This is a genomic window from Nocardioides sp. Z21_20 (assembly GCF_059766585.1).
In genome coordinates this window covers 1-25,003 of sequence record NZ_JCBAJX010000021.1, presented here as the reverse complement: position 1 = coordinate 25,003, position 25,003 = coordinate 1, and the positions used below count along the sequence as shown (strand labels likewise).

The window sequence follows — 25,003 nt, the reverse complement described above, 5'->3', positions numbered from 1 at the left end:
ACGGGTTGAGAAGATGACCCGGTCATGAAGTTCTCTGTACGACCACGCACCCCTGCCGCACTGCCCGGGATCGTCGGAACCGCACGCGCCGAGCGGCGCACACGGGTCCTGATCTCGCGGGTGCGTCCCGGTGACGTCGCTGTCCTCGACCACCTCGACATGGATCGGGCCACCGCACAGGCCCTGGTCGATGCTGGCGTGGTCGCCGTCCTCAACGCCTCCCCGATGATCTCGGGGCGCTACCCGAACCTCGGACCCCAGGTCCTCGTCGAGGCCGGCCTGCTCGTCGTCGACGGCCTCGGCGCCGACGGCTTCGCGGCGATCCGTGACGCCAGCACGGTCCGCATCGACGAGGGCGTCGTCCACGTCGACGACGCCGAGGTGGCGCGCGGACGCGTCGTCGACGCGGGCACCGTGCGCGAGGAGATGGAGAGCGCCCGCCGCGGGCTGGGCACCCAGCTCGAGAGCTTCACCCACAACAGCACCGAGTTCCTACGCCGCGAGCAGGACCTGCTCCTGCACGGCGAGGGCGTGCCGAGCCTGGCCACCAGGTTCGAGGGCCGTCCGGTGGTGGTGGTCGTCGCCGGTCACGAGTACCGCACCGAGCTGGCCGGCATCCGCACCTACATCCGTGAGCAGCGACCGGTGCTGATCGGCGTCGACCGCGGTGCCGACGCGCTGCTGGAGGCGGGGTACCGGCCCGACGTCGTGGTGATCAGCGGCGACGCCGACGAGGACGACGCCCCCTCGGCCAAGGTGCTGCGCCAGGCCAAGGACGTCGTGGTCCGGGTGGCGCGCGGCGCGAGCCGGGACTCCACCGAGCACCTCGAGCGACTCGGAGTGCGCCCGGTGCGCTTCGAGTCCGGCGCCACCTCCGAGGACGCCGCTCTCATCCTCGCCGACTCCGGGCACGCCCGCCTGATCGTGGGCGTCGGGATGCACGCGACGCTCGCGGAGTTCCTGGACCGCCAGCGCGCCGGTCTGGCGAGCACCTACCTCACCCGGCTCAAGCTCGGCCCCCGCCTCGTCGACGCCGAGGCCGTCCCGGCGCTGTACTCCGGTCGGGTCCGGCCCCGGCACGTCTTCGTCGTCCTGCTCGCCGCGCTGGTGGCCCTCGCCGCCGCGATCGGGGTCACCCCCGTCGGCCAGGAGTGGACCACCGAGGCCACCGACGGCCTCGCCGACCTCTTCGACTACCTGCAAGGACTCCTCCCGTGATCTCGTTCCGCCACCACCTCGTCTCCCTGGTCTCGATCTTCCTGGCGCTCGCGGTCGGTGTGGTCCTCGGCGGCGGCCCCCTCTCGGAGGTGGGCAGGACAGCCGGCGACGACGCCGAGCGCCGGGCCGTCTCGGCCCAGCAGCGCGCCGACGACGCGACCAGCGCCGCCGCCTACGCCGACACGTTCGCCACCACCGTGGCCCCGCTCGTCTACGCCGACCGGCTGAGCGGTCGCGACGTCGCGATCGTGACGCTCCCGGGCGCCGACACCGAGGTCCTCGACGCGCTGACGGCGCAGGTCGCGGCCGCCAAGGGCCGGCTGACGGGCGTGCACGCGCTGAAGGAGGCCATGGTGGACCCGGGGGAGAAGGCGCTGGTCGACACCCTGGGCAGCCAGCTGGTGACCCAGGCCGGGCCGGGCTCCGCGACCGCGGACGCGACGACCTACCAGCGCATCGGCCAGCTGCTCGGGCGCGGCATCGCCAGCAAGAACGTCGCCGGTGAGCCCATCGACGAGAGCGGCCAGGAGATCCTGGACAGCCTGGCCGGCGCAGGTCTCGCCAAGACCGCGGCCGGCGCCACCCGACGAGCGCCGCTGGTGTTGGTCGTGCTCGGCGAGGAGCCGGCCGACGAGGACGGCGACCACGCGGGCAGCGACGCGATCCTCGCCGGCATCGTCTCCGGCCTGCGGGGCACCGCCACCGGCGTGGTGCTCGCCGGATCCACCGCGTCCGGAGCCGAGGGCCAGCTCGGCCGGCTCCGCGAGGACGAGGTGGCCGCGCAGCTGGCGACGGTCGACGGCGTCGAGCGTCCCCTGGGTCAGGTCACCGCCGTGCAGGCGCTGATCGGCGTCCTGGACGGCAGCGTCGGGGCCTTCGGCGCGTCCGGTTCGGACGGAGCCGCCCCTCTCCGGTAGGGTGGAACTCCGTGAAGATCGCGACGCCGACAAAGCACGTATTCGTGACCGGAGGAGTCGCCTCCTCCCTCGGCAAGGGGCTCACCGCCTCTAGCCTGGGTGCTCTGCTGAAGTCCCGCGGTCTCCGCGTGACGATGCAGAAGCTCGATCCCTACCTCAACGTGGACCCGGGCACCATGAACCCGTTCCAGCACGGCGAGGTCTTCGTCACCAATGACGGGGCCGAGACCGACCTGGACATCGGGCACTACGAACGGTTCCTGGACACCGACCTCAACCAGATCGCCAACGTCACCACCGGGCAGGTCTACTCCACGGTCATCGCCAAGGAGCGCCGCGGCGACTACCTCGGCGACACGGTCCAGGTGATCCCGCACATCACCAACGAGATCAAGGACCGCATCCGCGCCATGGGCGGTGACGACGTCGACGTGGTGATCACCGAGGTGGGCGGCACCGTGGGCGACATCGAGTCGCAGCCCTTCTTGGAGGCCGCGCGCCAGGTGCGCCACGACGTGGGCCGCGACAACTGCTTCTTCATCCACGTCTCGCTGGTGCCCTTCATCGGCCCGTCCGGTGAGCTCAAGACCAAGCCCACGCAGCACTCGGTGGCGGCGCTGCGCTCCATCGGCATCCAGCCCGACGCGATCGTCTGCCGCGCCGACCGGGAGCTCCCGGCCAGCATCAAGGGCAAGATCTCGCTGATGTGCGACGTCGACGAGGAGGCGGTGATCACCTGTGCCGACGCCCCGTCGATCTACGACATCCCCAAGGTCCTGCACCGCGAGGGCCTCGACGCCTACCTGGTGCGCCGCCTCGACCTGCCCTTCCGCGATGTGAACTGGACGGTGTGGGACGACCTGCTGCGCCGGGTGCACCACCCCAAGGAGGAGGTCACCGTCGCGCTGGTCGGCAAGTACATCGACCTGCCCGACGCCTACCTGTCGGTCGCCGAGGCGCTGCGCGCCGGCGGCTTCGCGCACGAGGCCAAGGTGCAGCTGCGCTGGGTCCCCTCCGACGAGTGCGCCACCCCCGCCGGAGCGGCCCGGATGCTGGGGGACGTGGACGCGATCTGCGTGCCGGGCGGCTTCGGGATCCGTGGGATCGAGGGCAAGCTCGGCGCCCTCACCTACGCCCGCACCCACGGCATCCCCACCCTGGGCCTGTGCCTGGGGCTGCAGTGCATGGTGATCGAGTACGCCCGCAACGAGGCGGGACTCGAGCAGGCCGCCTCCACCGAGTTCGACCCCGACTGCCCCGAGCCGGTCATCGCGACGATGGACGAGCAGAAGGAGTACGTCGAGGGCGCCGGCGACCTGGGCGGCACGATGCGCCTGGGCCTGTACCCGGCCGCGCTCAAGGAGGGCTCGGTGGTGCGCGAGGTGTACGGCGCGCCGCTGATCGAGGAGCGCCACCGCCACCGCTACGAGGTCAACAACCGCTACCGCGACCAGCTGGAGAAGGCCGGGCTGGTGTTCTCCGGGACGTCGCCCGACGACAGCCTGGTCGAGTTCGTGGAGCTGCCCCGCGAGGTGCACCCCTTCTACGTCTCCACCCAGGCGCACCCCGAGCTGCGCTCGCGCCCGACGCGGCCGCACCCGCTCTTCGCCGGGCTCGTCGGCGCGGCGATCGAGCGGCAGCGCGAGCTGCGCTTCCCGTTGGACGAGGACGCCCTGCGCACCCCCGCCCTCGACGAGGCCTGAGGTGTCCACGGGGGAGCAGGACGTCGTGCTGGCCGACACGCCGGCCTCGTGGCCGGTGGAGCGCAGCGCGGACCTGCACCGCGACGGCTGGGTGATGGCGCTGCGCGAGGACTTCGTGCGCCGCCCCGGGCACGGGGATGACGAGCCGTTCCGGCGGCTCGTCCTGGAGCACCCCGGAGCGGTCGTGGTGCTCGCCCTCGACGAGCAGGAGCGGGTCTTCTGCCTGCGCCAGTACCGCCACGCGGCCGGCCGGGAGTTCGTCGAGCTCCCCGCCGGGCTGATCGACGGCGAGGGGGAGGACCCGCTGGACGTGGCCCGGCGCGAGCTGCGCGAGGAGGCGGCGCTGCAGGCCACGCACTGGAGCCACCTGGCCACCACGTACTCCTCGCCGGGGATCTCCTCCGAGCAGGTGCACTACTACGTCGCCACCGGGCTCAGCCCGGCCGATCGCGGTGACTTCGAGCTGGTGCACGAGGAGGCGGAGATGGTGTCATTCTGGGCGCCGTTCGCGCAGCTGCGCGAGGCGGTGCTCGACGGCCGGGTGAGCGACGCCCCGGTCGCCGTCGCGGTGCTGATGTACGACGCGCGCCGACGCGACTGAAGGCCCTGGCGGCGGCCCGGGCGGGAGTAGTCTCGCGCCGTCGCCACAACGACGTGGTGAGTCTCACAGCGAGGAGCACACGTGAAGGTCGGGGTCCCGAAGGAAGTCAAGAACCACGAGTACCGCGTCGCGATCACCCCCGCGGGGGCCAAGGAGCTCACCGTGCACGGGCACGAGGTGCTCGTCGAGACGGGCGCCGGGCTGGGCTCGTCGATCACGAACGCCGAGTACGCCGCCGCCGGAGCGCGGATCGTGGACTCCGCCGAGGAGGTCTGGGGCTCGGCGGCGATGGTGCTCAAGGTCAAGGAGCCGGTCGCCTCGGAGTACCCGCTGATGCGTGAGGGGCAGCTGCTCTTCACCTACCTCCACCTCGCCGCCGACAAGGCGCTCACCGAGGAGCTCCTCGAGCGTGGCGTTACCGCCATCGCCTACGAGACCGTGCAGGGCGAAGACGGGGGGCTGCCGCTGCTCGCGCCGATGTCGGAGGTCGCTGGCCGGCTGGCACCGCAGGCCGGGGCGTACCACCTGATGCGCGCCGGGGGAGGGCGCGGAGTGCTGCTCGGCGGCGCGCCGGGCGTGCACGCGGGCAAGGTCGTGGTGATCGGCGCCGGCGTGTCCGGGATGAACGCCGCGGCGATCGCGCTCGGCATGCAGGCCGAGGTGCTGCTGATGGACAAGGACGTCGCCAAGCTGCGCGCCGCCGACCGGATCTACCGTGGCCACCTGCAGACGGTGGCCTCCAACGCCTACGAGGTCGAGCGGGCGGTGCTGGACGCCGACCTGGTGATCGGCGCGGTGCTGGTCCCGGGCGCGAAGGCGCCGACGCTGATCTCCCACGACCTGGTCGCCCGGATGAAGCCCGGATCCGTGCTCGTCGACATCTCGATCGACCAGGGCGGCTGCTTCGCGGACTCGCGGGCGACCACCCACGACGACCCGACCTACCGGGTCCACGAGTCACTCTTCTACTGTGTGGCCAACATGCCTGGCGCCGTTCCGCACACCTCGACCTACGCGCTGACCAACGTGACCCTGCCCTACGCCGTGGCGCTCGCGGACAACGGTTGGCGGGGCGCCTGCCTCGAGGACCCCAGCCTGGCCCGCGGGCTCAACGTGCACGCCGGCCAGCTGGTCAACGCCCCGGTCGGCGAGGCGCACGGGATCGCCGCCGTGGCACTGGACGGTGTGTTGAGCTGAGCGAGTCGTCCGGACCCAACTCCCTGGTGCGCGCGGTGCGCACCTACCTCGACCACCTGGGCGTGGAACGGGGACTGGCCGCCAACACCCTGTCGTCGTACCGCCGTGACCTGCGGCGCTACCTCGGGTTCCTCGCCCAGTCGGGCGTCGAGGAGCTCGACGCGGTCACCGAGGCGACGGTCTCGTCGTTCCTGGTGCGCCTGCGCGAGGGCGACGCCGAGCACCCGCCGCTGTCGGCCAGCTCGGCCGCGCGCACGATCGTGGCGGTGCGCGGCTTCCACAAGTTCGCCGTGCACGACGGGCTGACCACGGTGGACCCGGCCAGCGCGGTGAAGCCGCCGACGCCCGCCAAGCGACTGCCCAAGGCCCTCGCGCTGCGCGACGTCGAGGCGATCCTGGAGGCCGCTGGGGCGCCGGGCACCACGCTGGCCCTGCGCGACCGTGCCCTGCTCGAGGTGCTCTACGGCACCGGGGCCCGGATCTCGGAGGCGGTCGGACTCGACGTCGACGACCTCGACCCGGTCGACGGGGTCGTGCTGCTGCGCGGCAAGGGCGGCAAGGAGCGGCTGGTTCCGCTCGGGTCCTACGCCCGCGAGGCGGTCGAGGCCTACCTGGTGCGCGCCCGCCCCGAGCTGGTCACGGCCGGGCGCGGCACGCCGGCCCTCTTCCTCAACGCCCGCGGCGGTCGGCTGTCGCGGCAGAGCGCCTGGACGGTGCTCGCCCGGACCGCCGAACGGGCCGGTGTGCCGGTCGACGTGTCCCCGCACACGTTGCGTCACTCCTTCGCCACGCACCTGCTCGACGGGGGCGCGGACGTGCGCGTGGTGCAGGAACTCCTGGGGCACGCGTCGGTGACCACGACCCAGGTGTACACACTGGTGACCGTGGACAACTTGCGCGAGGTCTTTGCCGTGGCCCATCCGAGGGCTCGTTCGTGAGCGACGAGAGACGCCTCGACCGGCTCGCTCCCCGACCCGAGGAGGCTGACGCCGACCGGCTCTACGACGTCTTCAGCGCCTGGGCGAGCGCCGCGGGGACCAAGCCGTACCCGCACCAGGACGAGGCGATCGTCGAGCTGCTCAGCGGCAACAACGTGATCCTGGCGACGCCGACCGGGTCGGGGAAGTCGCTGGTGGCGACGGCCGCCCACTTCGCGGCGTACGCCGGCGACCGGGTGAGCTTCTACACCGCGCCGATCAAGGCACTGGTGAGCGAGAAGTTCTTCGCGCTGTGCGAGGTCTTCGGGGCGGAGAACGTCGGGATGCTGACCGGGGACGCCTCGGTGAACTCCGACGCCCCGATCATCTGCTGCACCGCGGAGGTGCTGGCCAACATCGCCCTGCGCGAGGGCAGGCGCGCCGACGTCGGCCTGGTCGTGATGGACGAGTTCCACTTCTACTCCGAGCCCGACCGCGGCTGGGCCTGGCAGGTGCCGCTGCTGGAGCTCCCGCAGGCGCAGTTCCTGCTGATGTCGGCGACGCTGGGCGACGTCACCCGCTTCGTCGACGACCTGACCCGGCGCAACGGCCGCGAGACCTCGGTCGTCGACGACGCCGAGCGGCCGGTGCCGCTGAGCTTCCGGTGGGCGATGACACCGCTCGCGGAGACCCTGGAGGAGCTGGTCAGCACCCATCAGGCACCGGTCTACGTCGTGCACTTCACCCAGGCCAACGCCGTCGACCACGCGCGCACGCTGCTGGGCAGCCCGATCGCCAGCCGCGAGGAGCGCGACCGGATCGCCGAGCAGATCGCCACCTTCCGCTTCGGTGCCGGCTTCGGCAAGACCCTGTCCAAGCTGCTGCGCCAGGGCATCGGCGTGCACCACGCGGGGATGCTGCCCAAGTACCGCCGCCTCGTCGAGCAGCTCGCCCAGCTGGGCCTGCTCAAGGTCATCTGCGGCACCGACACGCTCGGGGTGGGCATCAACGTCCCGATCCGCACCGTGCTCTTCACCGGGCTGGCGAAGTTCGACGGCAGCCGGCAGCGGGTGCTGCGCTCGCGGGAGTTCCACCAGATCGCCGGTCGGGCCGGCCGGGCGGGCTTCGACGCCGCGGGGTACGTCGTGGTGCAGGCCCCCGAGCACACCATCGAGAACGAGAAGGCCCGCAAGAAGTCCGAGGCCAAGAACGCCGCCAACCCGAAGAAGAAGAGCAAGCCGCAGCTGAAGAAGCCTCCCGAGGGCACGGTGGTGTGGACCGAGCAGACCTTCGACAAGCTCGTGCACGGGACGCCGGAGCAGCTGGTGTCGCGGATGAAGGTCGACAACGCGATGCTGCTCAACGTCGTCGCCCGCGAGGAGGACGCCTTCCCGGTGCTGCGGCGGCTGCTGCAGGACAACCACGAGGAGCGGCGCCAGCAGCTGCGGCTGAGCCGGCGCGCGCTGCGCCTGGCCCGCAGCCTGCTGCGCTCCGGCGTACTCACCCGCCTCGAGGAGCCCGACGAGCTCGGCCGGCGCTACGTGCTGACCCTCGACCTGCCGGTCGACTTCGCCCTCAACCAGCCGCTGGCGCACTTCGCCCTGGCCGCCCTGGAGATCCTCGACCCCGAGTCGGAGACCTACACCCTCGACATCGTCTCGGTCGTGGAGTCCGTGCTCGAGGCCCCACGCCAGATCCTGATGGCCCAGCAGCACGCCGCGCGCGGTGAGGCCGTCGCGGAGATGAAGGCCGACGGGCTGGAGTACGAGGAGCGGATGGCGCTGCTGGACAAGATCACCTGGCCCCAGCCGCTGGCCGAGATGCTGGGAGCCGCCTACGAGCTCTACCGCCAGGGCCACCCCTGGCTGCGTGAGGACGCGCTCGGGCCCAAGTCGATCGTGCGCGAGATGTACGAGCAGGGGATGGGCTTCACCGAGTTCGTCAAGCGCTACGAGCTGGCCCGCTCCGAGGGGCTGGTGCTGCGCTACCTCACCGACGCCTACCGCACGCTCAACCACACCGTCCCCGACGCGCACCGCACCCCGGAGCTGGAGGACCTGATCGAGTGGCTGGGGGAGACCGTGCGCCAGACGGACTCCTCGCTGCTCGACGAGTGGGAGGCGCTCAGCGCCCCCGACGCCGATCCGAACGCGGTGCGCGACGCGGTGGCGCACGCCCTGGACCAGACCGCCCCGGCCTCCTCGCGCCCGATCACCCAGCAGGAGCGCGCGTTCCGGGTGATGGTCCGCAACGCGGTCTTCCACCGCGTCGTGCTGGCCGCACGCGACGACGTGGACGCGCTGACCAAGGGCGAGCGCGCGGTCGCGGACCGGTTCGAGCCGCCGCGCGAGCTCCAGGTGACCCGCAGCGCCTGGGACGAGGCGCTGGAGGCCTACTACGGCGAGCACGACGAGATCGGCACCGGCAGCCAGGCCCGCGGACCGCAGCTGTTCCAGGTCGAGCCCGGACGGGCCCCGGCTCCAGGGACCGACGACGAGACGCCGGTGCGGGTCTGGCGGGTGCGCCAGGTCCTCGACGACCCCGAGGGCCACCACGACTGGGTGCTCGAGGCGACCGTGGACCTCGACGCCTCCGACGAGGCCGGCGAGGCGATCGTCTTCGCCACCGGGCTGCGCCGGCTGTAGTGGCCCCGAGGTTGTGGCCCGCTGGCCCCGGTCCTAGAGTCGCGGGCATGCCGCACGCGGTGTCGCTGAGTCGACAATTACGATCAGGGACGGACGTGGGCCCGTGACCACCCCTCCCGCGTCACCCACGGCCGAACCGACGACCTCCCCAGGAGCTGAGCACCGCGTGACCGAACACCTGCCGTTCCAGAGCCCCGCGTCGTCGACCGTGCTCGGGCCGACGGGGCGGCCCCTCCCGGACCTTCCCGAGCCGGGTCCGCGCACCAACACCGGCAACGCCCGGGTGATCGCCCTGTGCAACCAGAAGGGCGGGGTCGGCAAGACCACCACCACCATCAACCTCGGCGCGGCGCTCGCGGAGTTCGGCCGCAAGGTCCTGCTGGTCGACTTCGACCCGCAGGGGTCGCTGTCGGTGGGCCTGGGGCTCAACCCGCACGAGATGGACCTCAGCGTCTACAACCTGCTGATGGAGCGCGACGTCACCGTCGACGACGTCGTGGTGCCCTCCGGCGTGCCCGGGATGGACCTGCTGCCCTCCAACATCGACCTGTCCGCCGCCGAGGTGCAGCTGGTGCACGAGGTGGCGCGTGAGCAGAGCCTGCAGCGGGTGCTGAAGCCCGCCCTGTCCCAGTACGACGTGATCCTGATCGACTGCCAGCCGTCGCTGGGCCTGCTCACCGTCAACGCGCTGACCGCCTCCGACGGGGTGATCATCCCGCTGGAGTGCGAGTACTTCGCGCTGCGCGGCGTGGCGCTGCTCAAGACCACGATCGACAAGGTCCAGGAGCGGCTCAACCCCGACCTGGAGATCGACGGCGTGCTCGGCACCATGTTCGACGGGCGCACCCTGCACGGCCGCGAGGTGATGGACCGGCTGGTCCAGGCGTGGGGGGACAAGGTCTTCCACACCGTCATCCGCCGCACGGTCAAGTTCTCCGACTCCACCGTGGCGGGCGAGCCGATCACGTCGTACGCCTCGGCGTCCGCGGGCGCCCAGGCCTACCGCGACCTGGCCAAGGAGGTGCTGGCGCGTTGTCCCGGCGCGTGAGCCTGCCGTCCGCCGACGACCTCTTCCGACCGACCGCCCCGGTCCCCACCGAGGCCGCGGCCCCGCCGGGCCCCGCGGCCGAGGCCGCGCCGCCCGCCGCGAGCGCGCCGCCCGCCGCGAGCGCGCCGCCCGCCGCGAGCACGCCGCGCAAGCCGAGCGGGCGGGTGCGGCACGACGAGAAGATGACCGTCTACGTCACCTCCGACGAGCTGATGGACCTCGAGCAGGCCCGCCTGACGCTGCGCAGCCGGCACGGGCTGGCGGTGGACCGGGGACGGCTGGTGCGCGCCGCGATCGCGCTGGCGCTCTCCGACCTCGAGGCCGAGGGCGCCGACAGCCCGCTGGTGCGCCGCCTGAGCGAGGAGTGAGCACCCGGGTGTCGGGACGCCGAAGGGAGACGGAGACGCCGGCGGCCGAGCACGGCCCCGGCTTCGCCGTGCGGCTGACGAACTTCGAGGGTCCCTTCGACCTGCTGCTCAGCCTGATCGCCAAGCACAAGCTGGACATCACCGAGGTCGCCCTCTCGCAGGTCACCGACGAGTTCATCGCCTATGTGAAGGCCGGCGGCCCGGTCTGGGACCTGGAGCAGACCACGTCGTTCCTGCTGGTCGCCTCGACGCTGCTGGACCTCAAGGCCGCGCGGCTGCTTCCCCAGGGCGACGTGGAGGACGAGGAGGACCTCGCCCTGCTCGAGGCCCGCGACCTGCTCTTCGCCCGGCTGCTGCAGTACAAGGCGTTCAAGCAGGTGGCCGGGGTGATGTCGCGCCGGCTCGCCGACGAGTCGCGCCGCCACCCGCGCGCCGTGGGGCTGGAGGAGCGCTTCGCCACGCTGCTGCCGGAGGTGCTCATCGGCATCGGTCTGGAGCAGTTCGCCGCGCTGGCGGCCCGGGCGCTGGCCCCCAAGCCGGTGCTCGAGGTGTCGCTGACCCACATCCACGCGCCGAAGGTGAGCGTCAAGGAGCAGGCGGCCCTGGTGGTGGAGCGGCTGCGGCGCTCGGGCACGATGACCTTCCGTGCGCTGTGCGGCGACTCGCCCGACACCCTGACCACGGTGGCGCGCTTCCTGTCGCTGCTGGAGCTGTTCCGCGAGGGCGTGGTCTCCTTCGAGCAGATGACGCCGCTGGGCGAGCTCACCGTGCGCTGGACCGGCGGTGACGGCGCGGAGATCGAGATCACCGACGAGTTCGACGGCCAGCCGCCGCCGCGCATCCGTGACGAGCCCCGGCAGGGGGAGGAGAGCGATGACTGAGGAGACGGCCTCGGCCGGCCCGGCCGAGGAGGTGGCGCGGGCCGCGTTGCGCCCGGCGCTGGAGGCGATCCTGATGGTCGCCGACCAGCCGCTGGACCGGATGGTGCTGGCCACCGCGGTCGGCTACCCGGCCGCCGAGGTGGACCAGGCGCTGCGTGACCTGGCCGACGAGTACGACGCGCAGGGGCGCGGATTCGAGCTGCGCCACGTGGCGGGCGGCTGGCGCTTCTACACCCGCGACGAGTACGCCGGGGTGGTCGAGGCCTTCGTGCTGGAGGGCCAGTCGGCGCGGCTCACCCAGGCGGCGCTGGAGACGCTCGCGGTGGTGGCCTACAAGCAGCCCGTCTCCCGGGCCCGGGTCTCGGCGATCCGTGGGGTCAACGTCGACGGGGTGATGCGGACCCTGCTCACCCGCGGCCTGGTCGCCGAGGCCGGCCAGGACGGCGAGACCGGCGCCAACCTCTACCGCACGACGAGCTACTTCCTGGAGCGGATCGGGATCAGCTCGCTCGACGAGCTGCCCGAGCTCGCCCCCTACCTGCCCTCCATGGACGACATGGAGGACGACCTGGCCATGCTGGCGGGCACGCCCGCCCCGGCCGCACCCACGCTGGACACCGCTGCGCCCACCGACACCGACGAAGGGACCACCACACCGTGATCGAGACCGACGACGACGGGCTGATTCGGCTGCAGAAGCTGCTGGCCCAGTCGGGCATCGCCTCGCGCCGCAAGTGCGAGGAGCTGATGCTCGAGGGCGAGGTCGAGGTCGACGGCGAGGTGGTCACCCGCCTGGGCACCAAGGTGGACCCCCGCACGGCCGTGGTCCGCGTCTCCGGCAAGCGGCTGCCGCCGATCTCGGCGCACGTCTACCTGGTGCTCAACAAGCCCCGCGGCGTCGTCTCGACGATGTCGGACCCCGAGGGACGACGGACCCTGCAGGACCTGGTCGACGACCGGTCTGAGCGGCTCTTCCACGTGGGCCGGCTCGACACCGACACCTCCGGGCTGATCCTGCTCACCAACGACGGGGACTTCGCGCACCGGATGGCGCACCCGTCCTACGAGGTGGACAAGACCTACGTCGCCGAGGTGGAGGGGGTCGTCGCTGCCGAGACCCTGGAGCGGCTGCGGCGCGGCGTACGGCTCGAGGACGGACCGGTCACGGTCTCGCGGGCCAAGCTCGTCCAGCACGGGCAGGGCGCGGCGAAGGGCCGCACGATCGTCGAGATCGTCATCCACGAGGGCCGCAACCGGATCGTGCGCAGGCTGCTGGAGCACGTGGGCCACCCGGTCCGCAAGCTGAGCCGCACCGCGATCGGGCCGGTGCGGATGCAGAACCTGGCGCCGGGCAAGCTGCGCGACCTGACCCGGGAGGAGCTCGGCGCTCTGCTGGACAGCGCCCAGCTGTGAGGCGCCGCAGAGCCGGTGCCCTCGCCGACGCCGGCGGGCGCCTCGATAGCCTGGGTGCGACCGGGAGAGCCCCCGGGGCAGAGCGGGACGAGGAGCAGCGGTGACCCAGGCACACAACCCACGAGAAGGTGGCCTGGTCGGGCCGGTGCGGGTGGTCGGAGCCGGGCTGCTGGGCACCTCGATCGCGCTGGCCTGTCGCCGGGCCGGGCTGGACGTGCTGCTCGCGGACGTCTCCACGGAGAACGTGCGCACCGCCTCCGGGCTCGGCGCGGGGCGGATGGACGAGCCGGGCACCCCGGTGCAGCTGGTGGTGGTGGCGGTGCCTCCCGACCATCTCGGCGAGGTGATCACCGCGAGTCTCGCCGACGCCGGCGCGGTGGTGACCGACGTGGGCAGCGTCAAGGGCGAGCCGCTGCGCGCGGTGCTGGACGCGGCGACGCCCGAGCAGGCCGCGCGCTACGTCGGCTCCCACCCGATGGCCGGCAGCGAGCGGTCGGGTCCGCTGGCGGCGTCGGCCTCGCTGTTCGACGGTCGTCCCTGGGCGATCACGCCGCACGAGGGGGCCACGCCCGAGGCGGTCGCGCTGGTGGAGGCCCTGGCGCGCCTGTGTGGCGCGGTGCCGGTGCACCTGAGCCCGCGCGAGCACGACAAGGCGGTGGCCCGGACCTCGCACCTGCCGCACCTGCTGGCGTCCCTGGTCGCCGGGCGGCTGGCCGACGCCCCGCCCGAGCACCTGGCGCTGTCGGGTCAGGGAGTCCGCGACGTGACCCGGGTCGCCGGCGGCGACCCCGGCCTGTGGCAGCAGATCGTCTCCGGCAACGCCGAGGCGCTGCTCGCGCTGCTCGGCGAGGTCCGCGGCGAGCTGGATGCGCTGATGAGCGCCGTCGAGTCCGGTGAGCGCGCGGCGCTCGGTGCGCTGCTGGCGCGCGGCGTCGCGGGCACCCGGGCGATCCCAGGCAAGCACGGCGGACCGGCCCGGCCGATGCGCGCGGTGTTCGTGTCGGTGCCCGACGCGGCCGGGGAGCTGGCGCGGCTGCTGGCCGACGCCGGCGCCAGCGGGGTGAACATCGAGGACATCCACATCGACCACGATCCCGGGCGACCGGTCGGTCTGGTGGAGCTGCTCGTCGAGGAGGCGCGGGCCGATCACCTGCTCGGCTCTCTCGAAGCACGGGGCTGGGTCACTCACCGGTAGGATTCGGGGGGTGCCTCCCGTCCCCGGGACGCATTCCCCAGCTAAGGAGCAGTCGCAGTGAGCAGCACCCCCGCGGATGCCCGCCCCGGCGTGGTCGTCGCGATCGACGGACCCTCGGGATCGGGCAAGTCGAGCACGTCGAGAGGTGCCGCCAGCCGGCTGGGCCTGCGCTACCTGGACACCGGGGCGATGTTCCGGGCGATGACCTGGTGGATGATCCGGATGGGCGTGGACGTGCACGACGCCGCCGCGGTCGCGGCCGTCGCCGACCAGCCCGACATCCGCTCGGGCACCGACCCGGTCAGCCCGGCGATCCTGGTCGACGGCGTGGACGTCGGCACCGCGATCCGCTCCGACGAGGTCAACGCCGCGGTCAGCCCGGTCAGCGCGGTGCCCGAGGTCCGGGCCCGGCTGCTGCAGCTGCAGCGCGAGGCGATCGGCGAGGGCGGCATCGTCGTCGAGGGCCGCGACATCGGCTCGGTGGTCGCCCCCGACGCCCAGGTGAAGGTGTACCTCACCGCAGACCCGACCGCCCGGGCCGCGCGCCGCGCGGCGGAGGAGGGCGGCGCGGACGTGGCCGCCACCCAGGCGTCCCTGCTGGCTCGCGACGCGATCGACTCCGGCCGGGCCGTCGCCCCGCTGGTGCAGGCCGACGGCGCCGCCCACATCGACACCACGGCGTACACGCTCGAGCAGGTCATCGCCCAGGTGGTCGCGCTGGTGGAGGCGGTCGAGGCTCGAGCGTGAGCGCTCTTCGTACGCGGACGACCCGCGGCGGGGCGCCGCACACCGAGCTTCCCCGCAGCGCGGAGACGAGGCACCCACCGCTCTGGCTGCTGCGCGGCGCACGGCCGTTGGTCGAGTTCTTCGTCCGCAGGCTCTACCGGGTGCGGGTGCAGGGGCTGGCGCACCTGCCACCCAGCGGACCGGTCATCCTGGCGGGCAACCACATCGGGGTGGCGGACGGACCGCTGATGGCGGCTCTCACGCCGCGGCCGGTGCACGCGCTCACCAAGATCGAGATGTTCCGCGGCCGGGCCGGGCGCTTCTTCCAGTGGAGCGGCCAGGTGCCGCTTGACCGGTTCTCGGTCGACGTGGCCGCGGTGCGGACCTGCCTGCGGGTGCTGCGCGACGGGGGAGTGGTCGGCATCTTCCCCGAGGGCCGACGCGGGGAGGGCGACCTGGCGCACTTCCACCGCGGCGCCGCGTACCTCGCCCTGGTCACCGGTGCGCCGGTGGTGCCCGTCGCCTTCCTCGGCACTCGTGCGCCCGGGGCGGGCGCGAGCGCGCTGCCCCCACGAGGTGGGACCATAGACGTCGTGTACGGCACGCCGTACCGGGTCGCGGCACAGCCGTGGCCTCGCACACGGGAACAAGTCAGGCAGGTGTCACTGTTGCTCAGGGAGCACATGGTGGCCCATCTCGACGTGGCCCGTGCGCTGACGGGGCAGGACCTGCCAGGTCCGATGCCCCCTGGAGAACTCGAGGACGACCCGCAGACCGGTGTCGTCGAGCAAGGAGCAAGATGACTGAGTACGACGCGTCCCCCGACGCCACCGACCCGATGGTTGACGCCGGTGGGGAAACGTCGCTGGGGCCGGTGCCGGTGCTCGCCGTCGTCGGGCGTCCCAACGTCGGCAAGTCGACGCTGGTCAACCGCATCATCGGCCGCCGCGAGGCCGTCGTGGAGGACCGCCCCGGGGTCACCCGCGACCGGGTCTCCTACGACGCCAACTGGAACGGGCGCGCCTTCACGGTCGTGGACACCGGTGGCTGGAACCCCGACGCCCAGGGGCTCGCCGAGCGGATCGCCGCCCAGGCCGAGATCGCGATCGGGCTGGCCGACGCCGTGCTCTTCGTCGTCGACGCGACGGTGGGGATCACCGACCACGACGAGGCCGTCGTCAAGATCCTGCGCCGCTCCAAGAAGCCGATCATCCTGGCCGCCAACAAGGTCGACGACCAGCGCACCGAGGCGGAGGCCTACGGCCTGTGGAACCTCGGTCTCGGCGAGCCGCACCCGGTCTCCGCGGTGCACGGCCGCGGCTCGGGCGACCTGCTGGACGCGATCCTCGACGCGCTGCCCGAGACGCCGCCGGAGTCGTGGGACCCGCCGGGCGGTCCGCGCCGCATCGCGATCGTGGGACGCCCCAACGTCGGCAAGTCCTCGCTGCTGAACAAGCTCGCCGGCCAGGACCGGGTGGTGGTCGACGACGCCTCCGGCACGACCGTCGACCCGGTCGACGAGCTCGTGGAGTTCGCCGGGCGGCCCTGGCGCTTCATCGACACCGCCGGCATCCGCAAGCGGGTCAAGGAAGCCTCCGGGCACGAGTACTACGCCTCGCTGCGGACCACCACGGCCATCGACCGCGCCGAGGTGGCGGTGCTGGTGATCGACGCCAGCCAGAGCATCACCGAGCAGGACATCCGGATCATCCAGACCGTCCGCGAGGCCGGGCGCGCGCTGGTCATCGCGTTCAACAAGTGGGACCTCGTCGACGAGGAGCGCCGCTACTACCTGGATCGCGAGATCGAGCGCGACCTGGTCCAGGTGGCGTGGGCGCCGCGGATCAACATCACCGCCCGCACCGGGTGGCACGTCGACCGGCTCGCGGTGGCCCTGGACAAGGCGATCGAGGGCTGGGAGACCCGGATCACCACCGGGCAGCTGAACAACTTCCTGGGTCGTCTGGTCGCCGAGCACCCGCACCCGGTGCGCAGCGGCAAGCAGGCCAAGATCATGTTCGGCACCCAGGCCACCACGGCCCCGCCGACGTTCATCCTGTTCACCAGCGGCAAGCTCGACGCGTCGTACGAGCGGTTCATCGAGCGCCGTCTGCGCGAGGAGTTCGGCTTCGTCGGCTCGCCGATCGTGCTCACCCAGCGGGTGCGCGAGAAGCGCAAGCGCTGACCCGATTCCCCAGGTCGGGCGAGGCTGCGGTAGTGTTCATCCCGCTTCGCCCGACAATGTCGGACGAGCGATTCGGGCTGTAGCGCAGCTTGGTAGCGCACTTGACTGGGGGTCAAGGGGTCGCAGGTTCAAATCCTGTCAGCCCGACCGAAAAGTGGCCTCTGACCTGCGGAAACGCAGGGCAGAGGCCACTTCGTTTTTTGAGTCGCCCGGGCCATATTCCGCGTTTACTCTCGCGTGTGGTCCTGACTTCGGCGCGTGAGTCTGCCCGCTCGTGCGGGCCAACGGGTGCTGGGCGTGCGGTCGAAACGCCGCGACGATGCGGTCGTGTGCGTGTCGGCGGATCGGGGCCCGTGATGCCGGGACCTGGTGGGTCAGTCCTCAGTTGGCGGTGACGAGCCACAGCGGCACAGTCATCGCGCTGCGCAAGAACCTGGGCAGCCCCCAGTGGCTGGCGCCCGACCACCAAGGCACCAACCACGTCGCGGTCCTCCCGAGCACCTGGAACGTGGCACGTCGCCCGCTCGACCCCTACGGCAGCGTCCTACCCGGCACCAAAGGCACCTGGCCCGACAACCACGGATTCCTCAACAAGCCGCAGAGCGCGACCACCGGGCTGACCGACATGGGCGCCCGCAAGTACGACACCCTCCTGGGTCGCTTCATCAGCGTCGATCCCATTTTCGCCAGCGGCGATCCACGACAGTTCAACGGCTACCAGTACGGCGGGAACGACCCCGTCAACCAGTCCGACCCCACCGGTCTCATCTTCACCAAGTGCGATGGGTACTCAACGACGGTGCCCCAGCCGAGCAGCGGGTCAACCACAAGCGCGTCGCGCGCGTCATGCGTGCCGCCGGTATCGCCGGCTACGTCAAGAAGCGCCGCGTACGCACCACGATCCCCGAGCCATCGGGGCAGAAGCACCCGGATCTGCTCAAGCGCGACTTCACCGCCCCGGCGCCCAACCAGCGCTACGTCGGCGACATCACCTACCTCCCTCTCGCCGACGGCACCAACCTGTACCTGGCCACGGCGGGTGTTGTATCGGACGAGCCATCGGAAGACCTCCCTGCGGCAGGTCGGCTCGTCGGTCCAGCAGGCGGCGTCTTGGAGGACCTCGCGCTTCATCGTGGCTACCGTTCAGTTGGCCCTCTGCGCCCCAAGAGCGCGCGAGTACCGTCATGGGATGAGCAGCAACCGGGAACGCATCTTCGTCACGGGTCCGGGGCGCCGGATGATCAACCGCATCTACACCGTCCTGACCACGCTTGGGTTGGGCGCCTCGTACCGGCACCTCCTTACGGTGGCCGGACGCAGGACGGGTCTACCCCGGACAACGCCCGTCGATGTCATGAGCCTGGACGGCACGGCCTACCTGGTCGCCCCGTACGGCGTGGTGTCCTGGGTGCACAACGTGCGGGCAGCCGGCGTCGTCGAGCTCAGCCGCACTCGTCGGACCCGTCGCTACCGGGCCACGGAGCTCGCTCCGGCTGATGCGACCTCGGTGATTCGCAGCTACATCGCGCGCGTGCCTGTGACGCGCACCTGGTGGGCGGTGAGGTCGGACGCCTCGGACGACGAGCTCCGGGTCGAGGCAGCGACGCACCCCGTGTTCCGGCTCGATCCAGCAAGCGACGACAGCGGTACGCCGCCTCACCCGGTTCGCGCGAAGGAGGGGTGACGTCGACAGATTGCGCTCGTCTGCGGTTCGGCGACAGGTCGCGGTCCTCACTCGCTACGGTGTGCCGATGGCAACCGAAGTTCGACTGCGGGACGGGACACTCGGCCTCACGTGGGGACTGTTGCCGGAAGACCGCGACAGGCTCGCGCAGGGCTACGAGGGGCTCAGCAGTGAATCCCAGTTCCACCGTTTCCTCACCGGCACTCCTTATCTCTCCGAGGCGTTGCTCGATCATCTCGTGGATGGAGTCGACGGAGTCGACCATGTCGCGTTGGTGTTGTTCCTCCTTACTGACGAAGGCGTCGGCACGCCCGTCGGGGTGGCGCGAATGATCCGCTATCCCGACGAGCCGTCGACGGCGGACGTAGCGGTCACCGTCGCTGAGGCTTACCGCGGCAGGGGCGCAGCTTCCACGCTCTTGTCTGAGCTCATGGTGCAGCGCCCCAAGGGTGTCGAGCGCATCAAGACCATCCTGGCTGCTGACAATCTAGCGTCGTTGGCGATGCTGCAGCGGTTGGGTCCAACCTCCGTTAATCGCCTCGGCAGCCTCGTGGAGGTCGTCGTTGAGCTCCCTCGAACCTCAACCGCCGGACCGTGATCTGAGTAGTTGGACCGCGATCATGCAGGTGCCGCAGTCCCGTCCACATGCCGGCTCCTACCGAAACCCCGGCGATCCAGATCGCCCCGGAGGTGAGGAAGGCGAGTAGCCGCGCTCGCCGGAGCGCCATAGGCCCCCTGAACTCGCCTTGTGGACGGGCGGCGGTCGCATTGGGGGCGCTGAGGCGATCGTTCACGCGAAGCACCTCGTAGCGGGTCATCGTATGAAGTCTCGGCGCAAAGGTGGACTCCTGAAGCACGACCACGACCCGCGACCTGCGCCGGCACCCATGTTAGTTCAGCGTGCTCTCGGTCGGTCGGGACTGCTGAAGGTCTGGTTGTCACTCTGACGTAGTCCGAGTTGGTCCCGGCAGCGAACGAGAGGTTCGGCCCGGTCAGCGTGCTGGCGAACAATGCCGGGATCCTGCGTTTCGGCGCTCTGGACAAGATGCCGCTGACCGAGGCGCAGCAGGTGTGGGCCGTCAACATCTCGGGTTGCTTCCTGGGCATGCAGGCGGTCGTGCCGACGATGAAGCTGAACGGGGGAGGCTCGATCATCAATGCCAGCTCGATCGAAGGTCTGGCCGGCATGGGGCACCTCGTGGCCTACTGCGGCTCCAAGTGGGCGATCCGTGGCATGACGAAGGCCGCGGCGCACGAGCTGGGCGGTCGAGGCATCCGGGTGAACTCAGTCCACCCCGGCATGATCGACACCCCGATGACGCGCGCCCACGGAGGCGAGGAGGCGATGGCGCACGGGGGAGCCAAGGTGGCGCTGCGCCGGGTCGGACAGCCCGATGACGTGGCGCCGACGTACGTGTACCTGGCCAGCGATGAGTCGAGCTATGTGACCGGGGCGGAGATCGCGGTCGACGGCGGTGCCAGCGCGACCCATGTCTTTGGTGGCTGATCAGGGGGTGCCTTCTCGCCGACGAGGCTGAATGAGATTCGAGCCGTGCCGCGTTTATGTCGCGGAAACGTGGGCGGAACGGGTCAATCCGGGTGTGTTCGGATCAAACGAGCGAGCGCTTCGGCCGCCCCTACGGCGGCGTCTGTGCAGGTCAGCGCGTTACGGGCAAGAATGCGCAAGTGGCGACGGTCAGCGGTCGCCATGTCACGTGCTTCAAGGGGTCGCAGGTTCAAATCCTGTCAGCCCGACCGAAGAGTGGCCTCTGACCTGCGGAAACGCGGGCCAGAGGCCACTTCGCTTTTGAGTCACAGCGCCTTATGTCGCGAAAACTCTCGCGGGTGGTCCCCACTTTGGTGGGTGAGTCTTGCCCGGCCGTGCGGACAAACGGATGCTGGCTGGGTTTCATCGACACCATGAGGAGCCACGGCCACGCGGTCGAGTCGATCTGTCGGGTGCTGCGCGAGCAAGGGCTGCCAGATCGCCGCGCGGACCTATCGAGCGTGGAAGTTACACCGGACGCGCCGTTGCGGCGCGGACCATCACCGACGCCCAGGTCGTCGACGCGGTGCGTGACATGGCCCGGTCCTGAGGGGAGCGCTTGTCAAGAGTTGCTCGGTCGGCGGCGTTGTGAGCAAGTCGAAACGCCGCGACGACGAAGTCGTGTCCGTGCCGGCGGATCGTGGCCCCCTGATGCCGGGCGACCTGGTGGGTCAGTCGTCAGCTGGCGGTGACGACTCGTCGGAGGCGATCCTCGTGGCCTTGAAGTGCCCCAGTTTGATGCCGCTCCTGTTTGAGTCCAGGAGGATGAGCACCATGCCGCAGAAGATCGATGATGAGCTGAAGGCTCGGGCGATCCGGCTGGTCAACGACCACCGTGGCGAGTACTCCTCGCTGACCGGCGCTGCCGCGGTCGTGGGCAAGCAACTCGGCGTCGGCAAGGAGTCCGTGCGTCGCTGGGTGCTCCAAGCCGGCATCGACGGCGGTCAGCGCGCTGGCGCGACCACCGAGGAGCTGGCTGAGATCAAGGCGCTGAAGGCCAAGGTCCATCGCCTCGAGGAGGACAACGCGATCTTGAAGTCCGCGACGGTTTTCTTCGCCGGGGAACTCGACCCCCGCAACCCGCATGATCGACGTCGTGGTGCTCCAGATCGTGGTTCCACTGGCGGTCACCACCATCGCCCCCTTTGGCGTCAGCTAGAAGCCCTTGGTGCTGTGAGAAAGGACGTTGCCGTCGGTGTCGAGGGAAGTGATGGTCGCCCGGTCCAGGTCGGCCTGGGTGAAATGGTCGTCGGCGAACCAAAAGAAGACCAGGTCGTTGGTGTTGACAGTGCTGGTGTATCTCTCTCCCGCTATGACGATCTCGACGCGCGCGACGTCAGAGGATGTCTGTGCCACAGCAAACACGTCGGAGAGCTTCCCGCCCATGGGGCCGGGATCGGCCGCACCCATGGTGACCAAGGCCACGTGCTCGCCGGTGGGGGCGGCCTTCTCGGTGCCGGCGCTCTGCCCGAGAGTCCGAAACCGGCCCGCCTCAGTGAGCTCCAGCTCGCAGGTTGCGTAGTCACGTCCCTGACGGAAGTAGGTCAGTACCGTGCCGTTTCGCAACTCGGCCGCCACCGGAGAGATAGTGCCGGGCAGGCCCCAGCCGCGCTCCGTGAGGCCACCGGCTTGCGCGACCTCCCGCGCCGAAGCGGCGCAGGTCTTCTGCACGGCCATCAGTTGCTGGCCTGTGAGGTTCGTGGTGGTACTGGACCACGAGACAGTCTGGAACGCGTCGGAGCGGGCGGGTCCGACCGCTTCGAGAGGCCCTTGGCTCGGTTGCAGCCCCGCGAGGGTTGTGACACCGAAAGCCGTCGTGGCCAAGGCGCCCGTTACACCGAGGCCGACTGCGCGTCGTCGGTGACGTCGGATGCGGCTGCCGCGGGTGAGGACCTCGACGACGGGGGTTTCGAGGGTCAGCCCCGCAGCGGTGCTGCGCAGAGTCTGCTCCAGTTGCGTGTTCACAGGGACGTCCTTTCGGAGATGGCGAGAAGCCCGCGCAGGGACGCGAGGGCCTGGTGGAGGTGAGCGCTGACGGTCCCGGTTGCGATCCCCATCGTTTTGGCGGTGGACTCGGTGTCGAGGTCCAGCAGGTAACGAAAGATCACGACTTCGCGCTGCCGTGGTGGCAGCTTCCGGATGGCGGCGACCAAGTCGACTCGGCCCAACTCCTCGGTAGCCGGCCGTTCCAGTGAGGTGGCGGAGAGCACTTCGCGGTGTCGTTTGCGCCACCACGAAATGTTGTGGTTGATCGCTGTTCGCACTACCCATGCGGCCGGTGACTCCATGGTGCGCACGGTTCGCCACCGCGACCAAGCGCTGGCGAACGCCTCCGCAACTGCCTCCTCAGCACGGTCTTGTTCCATGCCGCTGGCAACCACCGCCCGCAGGCAACGATCTTTCTGCGCGGTGTAGAACTCGACGAACTCGCTAGTGTCCACACCCTCATGACGCATCGGCAGCTTCATCCCTTTAGTCGTGACAGCCGGGTCATTTGTACGAACACCCAGATGCTCCCAGGGACGGCACTCGACGGCGCGGTCGACGGGCCGTGGCGCGGACCGGTCCACCCATTGAGCCTGCGTCACGATCGAGCCCTCGATGGGCAGGCGCGGCGCGACTGAACCGGTGCCCGCACCGGTCAGGCGGGGTGAAAGGAGAAAACGTGAGAGACGGCGAACAATCGGCCGAGTTCGTGGAGTTCACCCGTGCTCACGGCAGGAAACGATGCGGACGGCCTCACTGTTGTGTGCCAACGAGGAGGCCAACGCCGAGGACCTCGTGCAGACGAGGCTGACCATGACTTGATCGAAGCCCCTGCTGCCGGGCGACCTGGTGGGTCGGTCGTCAGCTGGCGGTGACGCGTGGTCGGAAGTGATCCTCAACGGCGCACCGGTCGAACGGTTCGCTGCACAGACCCGGCACCGCGACCTCAGCACGCTGCTCAACCACTACATCCGTCCCGCCGAAGCGCTCGCGACCAGCACCAGCCGCGACCTCGGACTCTGAGCCGCCTCGATCGGCGCTGACCCCGATCCAAGCCTCCAGTCACCGGCGTGATCTCGCTCGGATTGCGGGGAGTCCCGACGCAGGGGGTCGCGTCCCAGAGGCGGTGGATTGACCCGTAGCTGGAGAGGGTGTCTATTGGTGGGGTCGGCTCGGCGGCCTATCCAGGGAGCAGGCGATGACTGCAGCGACGTACCTCGACGGCAACTTCGCGCCGGTGGCCACCGAGGTGACCGCCACGGATCTCGAGGTCACGGGCGCGGTCCCGCCGGGCCTGGCGGGAAGGTACCTCCGCACCGGCCCCAACCCGTTCGCAGCGCAGGCCGACACGTACCACTGGTTCGCGGGCGACGGGATGGTGCACGGCGTCGACCTGCACGGCGGCCGGCCGCGCTGGTACCGCAACCGCTGGGTGCGCAGCCCCGAGGCCAGCGCGCACCTCGATGCGTCTCCCGTGCCGCACGAGGACGGCGGGTGGTACTCCGGCTCGGGCAACACCAACGTGTTCGCCCACGCCGGCCGGATCCTGGCCGTGACGGAGGGGTCGCTGCCGTATGAGCTGACGGGCGATCTGGACACGGTCGCCACGCGCAACTTCGGTGGCCCTCTCCCTGCCGGCATCAACGCTCACCCCAAGTTCGACCCGAACAGCGGCGAGATGCACGTGATGAGCTACGGCTTCGACAACCCCGCGTTGCGCTATCACGTGATCGGCTCTGCCGGGGAGCTCGTCAGCACTGTCGACATCGACCTTCCGGCTCCGGTCATGCTCCACGACATGGGCCTGACCGCCTCCCGGGTCGTGCTCTTCGATCTGCCTGTGCTCTTCGACCTGGAGCTCGCCCTCCAGGGCGTTGCCCTGCCCTTCCGCTGGCGCCCCGACAACGGGGCCCGGGTCGGGCTCCTGCCCCGGGCCGGCACCGGGTCCGACGTCGTGTGGATCGATGTCGAGCCGTGTTTCGTCTACCACCCCCTCAACGCCTTCGACGACGGTGATCGAGTGATCATCGACCTGGTGGTGCACGACCACGCCTTCGCCGAGGACGGCGAGCCCGTGTCCGATCGTCCCCGTCTGGAGCGCTGGACGATCGACCCGCGGGCACGCAAGGTCCTCACCGAGACGATCGACGATCGCGGCACGGAGTTCCCACGCGGGGACGAACGACTCACTGGCCGCCGGCACCGCTACGGCTACACGATCGGCGCATCCTCGGTGCTCGACTTGGGCGCCCTAGGCGATGACCCTCGGACCGCTGTGCGCAAGCACGACCTTGTCGGCGGCACCAGCGTCGAGGTGGACCTGGGCTCCGGCCGCATCGCCAGTGAGATGGTGTTCGTCCCGGCTGGCAGCGCGGCTGGCGAGGACGACGGTTGGCTCATGGGCTACGTGTACGACGCGGCGCGCGGCGCCAGCGACCTGGTGATCATCGATGCCCACGACTTCGGACATCCGGTGGCCACGGTCCACCTGCCGGCCCGGGTGCCGCAGGGATTTCATGGGAACTGGATCCCCGACTCCGCCCTCGCCTGAGCATTGGACTTCGGGGTCCGAGCGTGGCGTCCTGTTGTGCCGCGGACCTTGTTTTGTGGCCTAGCGACAGTCGGCAATCCTGTAGATGTCCCAGACGTGGTGATAGGCATCGTGGCAGTTGTTTCGGGCTACGTCGGCTGCACGCTGAATCGCCCCGGGTCTGGTGGAGGCTCTCAATCCATGGAGGATGAGAGTCATGGCAGCACCAAGGAAGTACCCCGA

Annotated in this window: 24 protein-coding genes, 1 tRNA gene and 3 pseudogenes; 25 read left to right on the top strand and 3 right to left on the bottom strand. The window is 70.6% G+C overall.

Going from position 1 to position 25,003, the window contains the following annotated elements; genetic code table 11:
* The first annotated feature begins 24 nt into the window (after positions 1-24).
* From steA to AC6EH9_RS19490, 23 genes and pseudogenes are all read left to right on the top strand, one after another.
* Positions 25-1,218 (top strand): putative cytokinetic ring protein SteA, encoded by a 1,194-nt coding sequence (gene steA / locus AC6EH9_RS19600; protein WP_498425359.1) that lies wholly within the window; start codon positions 25-27, stop codon positions 1,216-1,218.
* Positions 1,215-2,135, top strand: coding sequence for a copper transporter (locus AC6EH9_RS19595; protein ID WP_498425358.1), 921 nt, complete (start codon positions 1,215-1,217; stop codon positions 2,133-2,135). The genes steA and AC6EH9_RS19595 overlap by 4 nt, the downstream gene beginning before the upstream one ends.
* 11 nt (positions 2,136-2,146) lie before the next feature.
* A complete protein-coding gene (pyrG, locus tag AC6EH9_RS19590) occupies positions 2,147-3,838 on the top strand; it encodes a CTP synthase (RefSeq protein WP_498425357.1) in 1,692 nt (563 codons plus the stop codon).
* A gap of 1 nt (position 3,839) precedes the next feature.
* The gene (locus AC6EH9_RS19585; RefSeq protein WP_498425356.1) at positions 3,840-4,439 is read left to right on the top strand and encodes an NUDIX domain-containing protein; all 600 of its coding nucleotides are present in this window, start codon (positions 3,840-3,842) and stop codon (positions 4,437-4,439) included.
* Between the two features lie 81 nt (positions 4,440-4,520).
* On the top strand, positions 4,521-5,636 hold the full coding sequence (gene ald / locus AC6EH9_RS19580) for an alanine dehydrogenase (protein WP_498425355.1): 1,116 nt from the start codon (positions 4,521-4,523) through the stop codon (positions 5,634-5,636).
* A gap of 35 nt (positions 5,637-5,671) precedes the next feature.
* Positions 5,672-6,574: a site-specific tyrosine recombinase XerD gene (gene xerD / locus AC6EH9_RS19575; protein WP_498425354.1), complete on the top strand. Its 903-nt coding sequence runs from the start codon at positions 5,672-5,674 to the stop codon at positions 6,572-6,574.
* Positions 6,571-9,198, top strand: coding sequence for a DEAD/DEAH box helicase (locus AC6EH9_RS19570; RefSeq protein ID WP_498425353.1), 2,628 nt, complete (start codon positions 6,571-6,573; stop codon positions 9,196-9,198). Before xerD ends, AC6EH9_RS19570 begins: the two co-directional genes overlap by 4 nt.
* Before the next feature lie 166 nt (positions 9,199-9,364).
* Positions 9,365-10,246 (top strand): ParA family protein, encoded by an 882-nt coding sequence (locus AC6EH9_RS19565; protein WP_498425352.1) that lies wholly within the window; start codon positions 9,365-9,367, stop codon positions 10,244-10,246.
* Positions 10,247-10,248: 2 nt separating this feature from the next.
* Entirely contained in the window at positions 10,249-10,614 is a 366-nt protein-coding gene (locus AC6EH9_RS19560; protein ID WP_498425369.1) for a hypothetical protein, read from the top strand.
* Positions 10,611-11,495: a segregation and condensation protein A gene (locus tag AC6EH9_RS19555; RefSeq protein ID WP_498425351.1), complete on the top strand. Its 885-nt coding sequence runs from the start codon at positions 10,611-10,613 to the stop codon at positions 11,493-11,495. The genes AC6EH9_RS19560 and AC6EH9_RS19555 overlap by 4 nt, the downstream gene beginning before the upstream one ends.
* The gene (scpB, locus tag AC6EH9_RS19550) at positions 11,488-12,156 is read left to right on the top strand and encodes an SMC-Scp complex subunit ScpB (RefSeq protein ID WP_498425350.1); all 669 of its coding nucleotides are present in this window, start codon (positions 11,488-11,490) and stop codon (positions 12,154-12,156) included. Before AC6EH9_RS19555 ends, scpB begins: the two co-directional genes overlap by 8 nt.
* Positions 12,153-12,908, top strand: a complete 756-nt coding sequence (locus AC6EH9_RS19545; protein ID WP_498425349.1) for a pseudouridine synthase — start codon at positions 12,153-12,155, stop codon at positions 12,906-12,908. The genes scpB and AC6EH9_RS19545 overlap by 4 nt, the downstream gene beginning before the upstream one ends.
* 100 nt (positions 12,909-13,008) lie before the next feature.
* A complete protein-coding gene (locus AC6EH9_RS19540; RefSeq protein ID WP_498425348.1) occupies positions 13,009-14,103 on the top strand; it encodes a prephenate dehydrogenase in 1,095 nt (364 codons plus the stop codon).
* A 57-nt stretch (positions 14,104-14,160) separates the two neighbouring features.
* Positions 14,161-14,850 (top strand): (d)CMP kinase, encoded by a 690-nt coding sequence (gene cmk, locus AC6EH9_RS19535; RefSeq protein ID WP_498425347.1) that lies wholly within the window; start codon positions 14,161-14,163, stop codon positions 14,848-14,850.
* Positions 14,847-15,632, top strand: a complete 786-nt coding sequence (locus tag AC6EH9_RS19530) for a lysophospholipid acyltransferase family protein (protein WP_498425345.1) — start codon at positions 14,847-14,849, stop codon at positions 15,630-15,632. The genes cmk and AC6EH9_RS19530 overlap by 4 nt, the downstream gene beginning before the upstream one ends.
* Positions 15,633-15,667: 35 nt before the next feature.
* Positions 15,668-17,014, top strand: a complete 1,347-nt coding sequence (gene der / locus AC6EH9_RS19525) for a ribosome biogenesis GTPase Der (RefSeq protein WP_498425368.1) — start codon at positions 15,668-15,670, stop codon at positions 17,012-17,014.
* Between the two features lie 73 nt (positions 17,015-17,087).
* Positions 17,088-17,161 (top strand) — tRNA-Pro (locus tag AC6EH9_RS19520).
* A 172-nt stretch (positions 17,162-17,333) separates the two neighbouring features.
* Positions 17,334-17,768 (top strand): annotated as a pseudogene (locus AC6EH9_RS19515) (RHS repeat-associated core domain-containing protein); the annotation flags it as partial.
* 35 nt (positions 17,769-17,803) lie between these two features.
* A pseudogene (locus AC6EH9_RS19510) lies at positions 17,804-18,049 on the top strand (IS3-like element ISTesp3 family transposase); the annotation flags it as partial.
* A 154-nt stretch (positions 18,050-18,203) separates the two neighbouring features.
* Positions 18,204-18,698, top strand: coding sequence for a nitroreductase family deazaflavin-dependent oxidoreductase (locus tag AC6EH9_RS19505; protein WP_498425367.1), 495 nt, complete (start codon positions 18,204-18,206; stop codon positions 18,696-18,698).
* A gap of 67 nt (positions 18,699-18,765) precedes the next feature.
* Entirely contained in the window at positions 18,766-19,296 is a 531-nt protein-coding gene (locus AC6EH9_RS19500; RefSeq protein WP_498425344.1) for a GNAT family N-acetyltransferase, read from the top strand.
* 360 nt (positions 19,297-19,656) lie between these two features.
* Entirely contained in the window at positions 19,657-20,205 is a 549-nt protein-coding gene (locus AC6EH9_RS19495; RefSeq protein ID WP_498425343.1) for an SDR family NAD(P)-dependent oxidoreductase, read from the top strand.
* Positions 20,206-20,600: 395 nt separating this feature from the next.
* Positions 20,601-20,785 (top strand): annotated as a pseudogene (locus AC6EH9_RS19490) (IS3-like element ISPfr13 family transposase); the annotation flags it as partial.
* Between the two features lie 137 nt (positions 20,786-20,922).
* Here AC6EH9_RS19490 and AC6EH9_RS19485 read toward each other — a convergent pair.
* From AC6EH9_RS19485 to AC6EH9_RS19475, 3 genes are read right to left on the bottom strand one after another with little or no spacing between them, the layout of a single operon-like run.
* Positions 20,923-21,381, bottom strand: a complete 459-nt coding sequence (locus tag AC6EH9_RS19485; protein ID WP_498425342.1) for a hypothetical protein — start codon at positions 21,379-21,381, stop codon at positions 20,923-20,925.
* 18 nt (positions 21,382-21,399) lie between these two features.
* Positions 21,400-22,209 (bottom strand): hypothetical protein, encoded by an 810-nt coding sequence (locus AC6EH9_RS19480; RefSeq protein WP_498425341.1) that lies wholly within the window; start codon positions 22,207-22,209, stop codon positions 21,400-21,402.
* A complete protein-coding gene (locus AC6EH9_RS19475) occupies positions 22,206-22,712 on the bottom strand; it encodes a sigma-70 family RNA polymerase sigma factor (RefSeq protein ID WP_498425340.1) in 507 nt (168 codons plus the stop codon). Before AC6EH9_RS19475 ends, AC6EH9_RS19480 begins: the two co-directional genes overlap by 4 nt.
* Positions 22,713-23,118: 406 nt before the next feature.
* Between AC6EH9_RS19475 and AC6EH9_RS19470 the strand changes: the two genes are divergently transcribed.
* Complete coding sequence (locus AC6EH9_RS19470; protein ID WP_498425339.1) at positions 23,119-23,253, top strand: hypothetical protein; 135 nt, start codon at positions 23,119-23,121, stop codon at positions 23,251-23,253.
* A 175-nt stretch (positions 23,254-23,428) separates the two neighbouring features.
* Positions 23,429-24,781 carry a carotenoid oxygenase family protein gene (locus AC6EH9_RS19465; RefSeq protein ID WP_498425338.1) on the top strand — a complete coding sequence of 451 codons (1,353 nt, stop codon included), beginning with the start codon at positions 23,429-23,431 and terminating at the stop codon, positions 24,779-24,781.
* Positions 24,782-25,003: the final 222 nt, after the last annotated feature.

Bases quoted from the DNA above. Each gene is read 5' to 3' on its own strand.
- steA (WP_498425359.1), top strand. From the start codon at position 25: ATGAAGTTCTCTGTACGACCACGCACCCCTGCCGCACTGCCCGGGATC.
- scpB (WP_498425350.1), top strand. From the start codon at position 11,488: ATGACTGAGGAGACGGCCTCGGCCGGCCCGGCCGAGGAGGTGGCGCGG.
- der (WP_498425368.1), top strand. From the start codon at position 15,668: ATGGTTGACGCCGGTGGGGAAACGTCGCTGGGGCCGGTGCCGGTGCTC.
- AC6EH9_RS19505 (WP_498425367.1), top strand. From the start codon at position 18,204: ATGAGCAGCAACCGGGAACGCATCTTCGTCACGGGTCCGGGGCGCCGG.
- AC6EH9_RS19500 (WP_498425344.1), top strand. From the start codon at position 18,766: ATGGCAACCGAAGTTCGACTGCGGGACGGGACACTCGGCCTCACGTGG.
- AC6EH9_RS19485 (WP_498425342.1), bottom strand. From the start codon at position 21,381: ATGGTGGTGACCGCCAGTGGAACCACGATCTGGAGCACCACGACGTCG.
- AC6EH9_RS19475 (WP_498425340.1), bottom strand. From the start codon at position 22,712: ATGAAGCTGCCGATGCGTCATGAGGGTGTGGACACTAGCGAGTTCGTC.
- AC6EH9_RS19465 (WP_498425338.1), top strand. From the start codon at position 23,429: ATGACTGCAGCGACGTACCTCGACGGCAACTTCGCGCCGGTGGCCACC.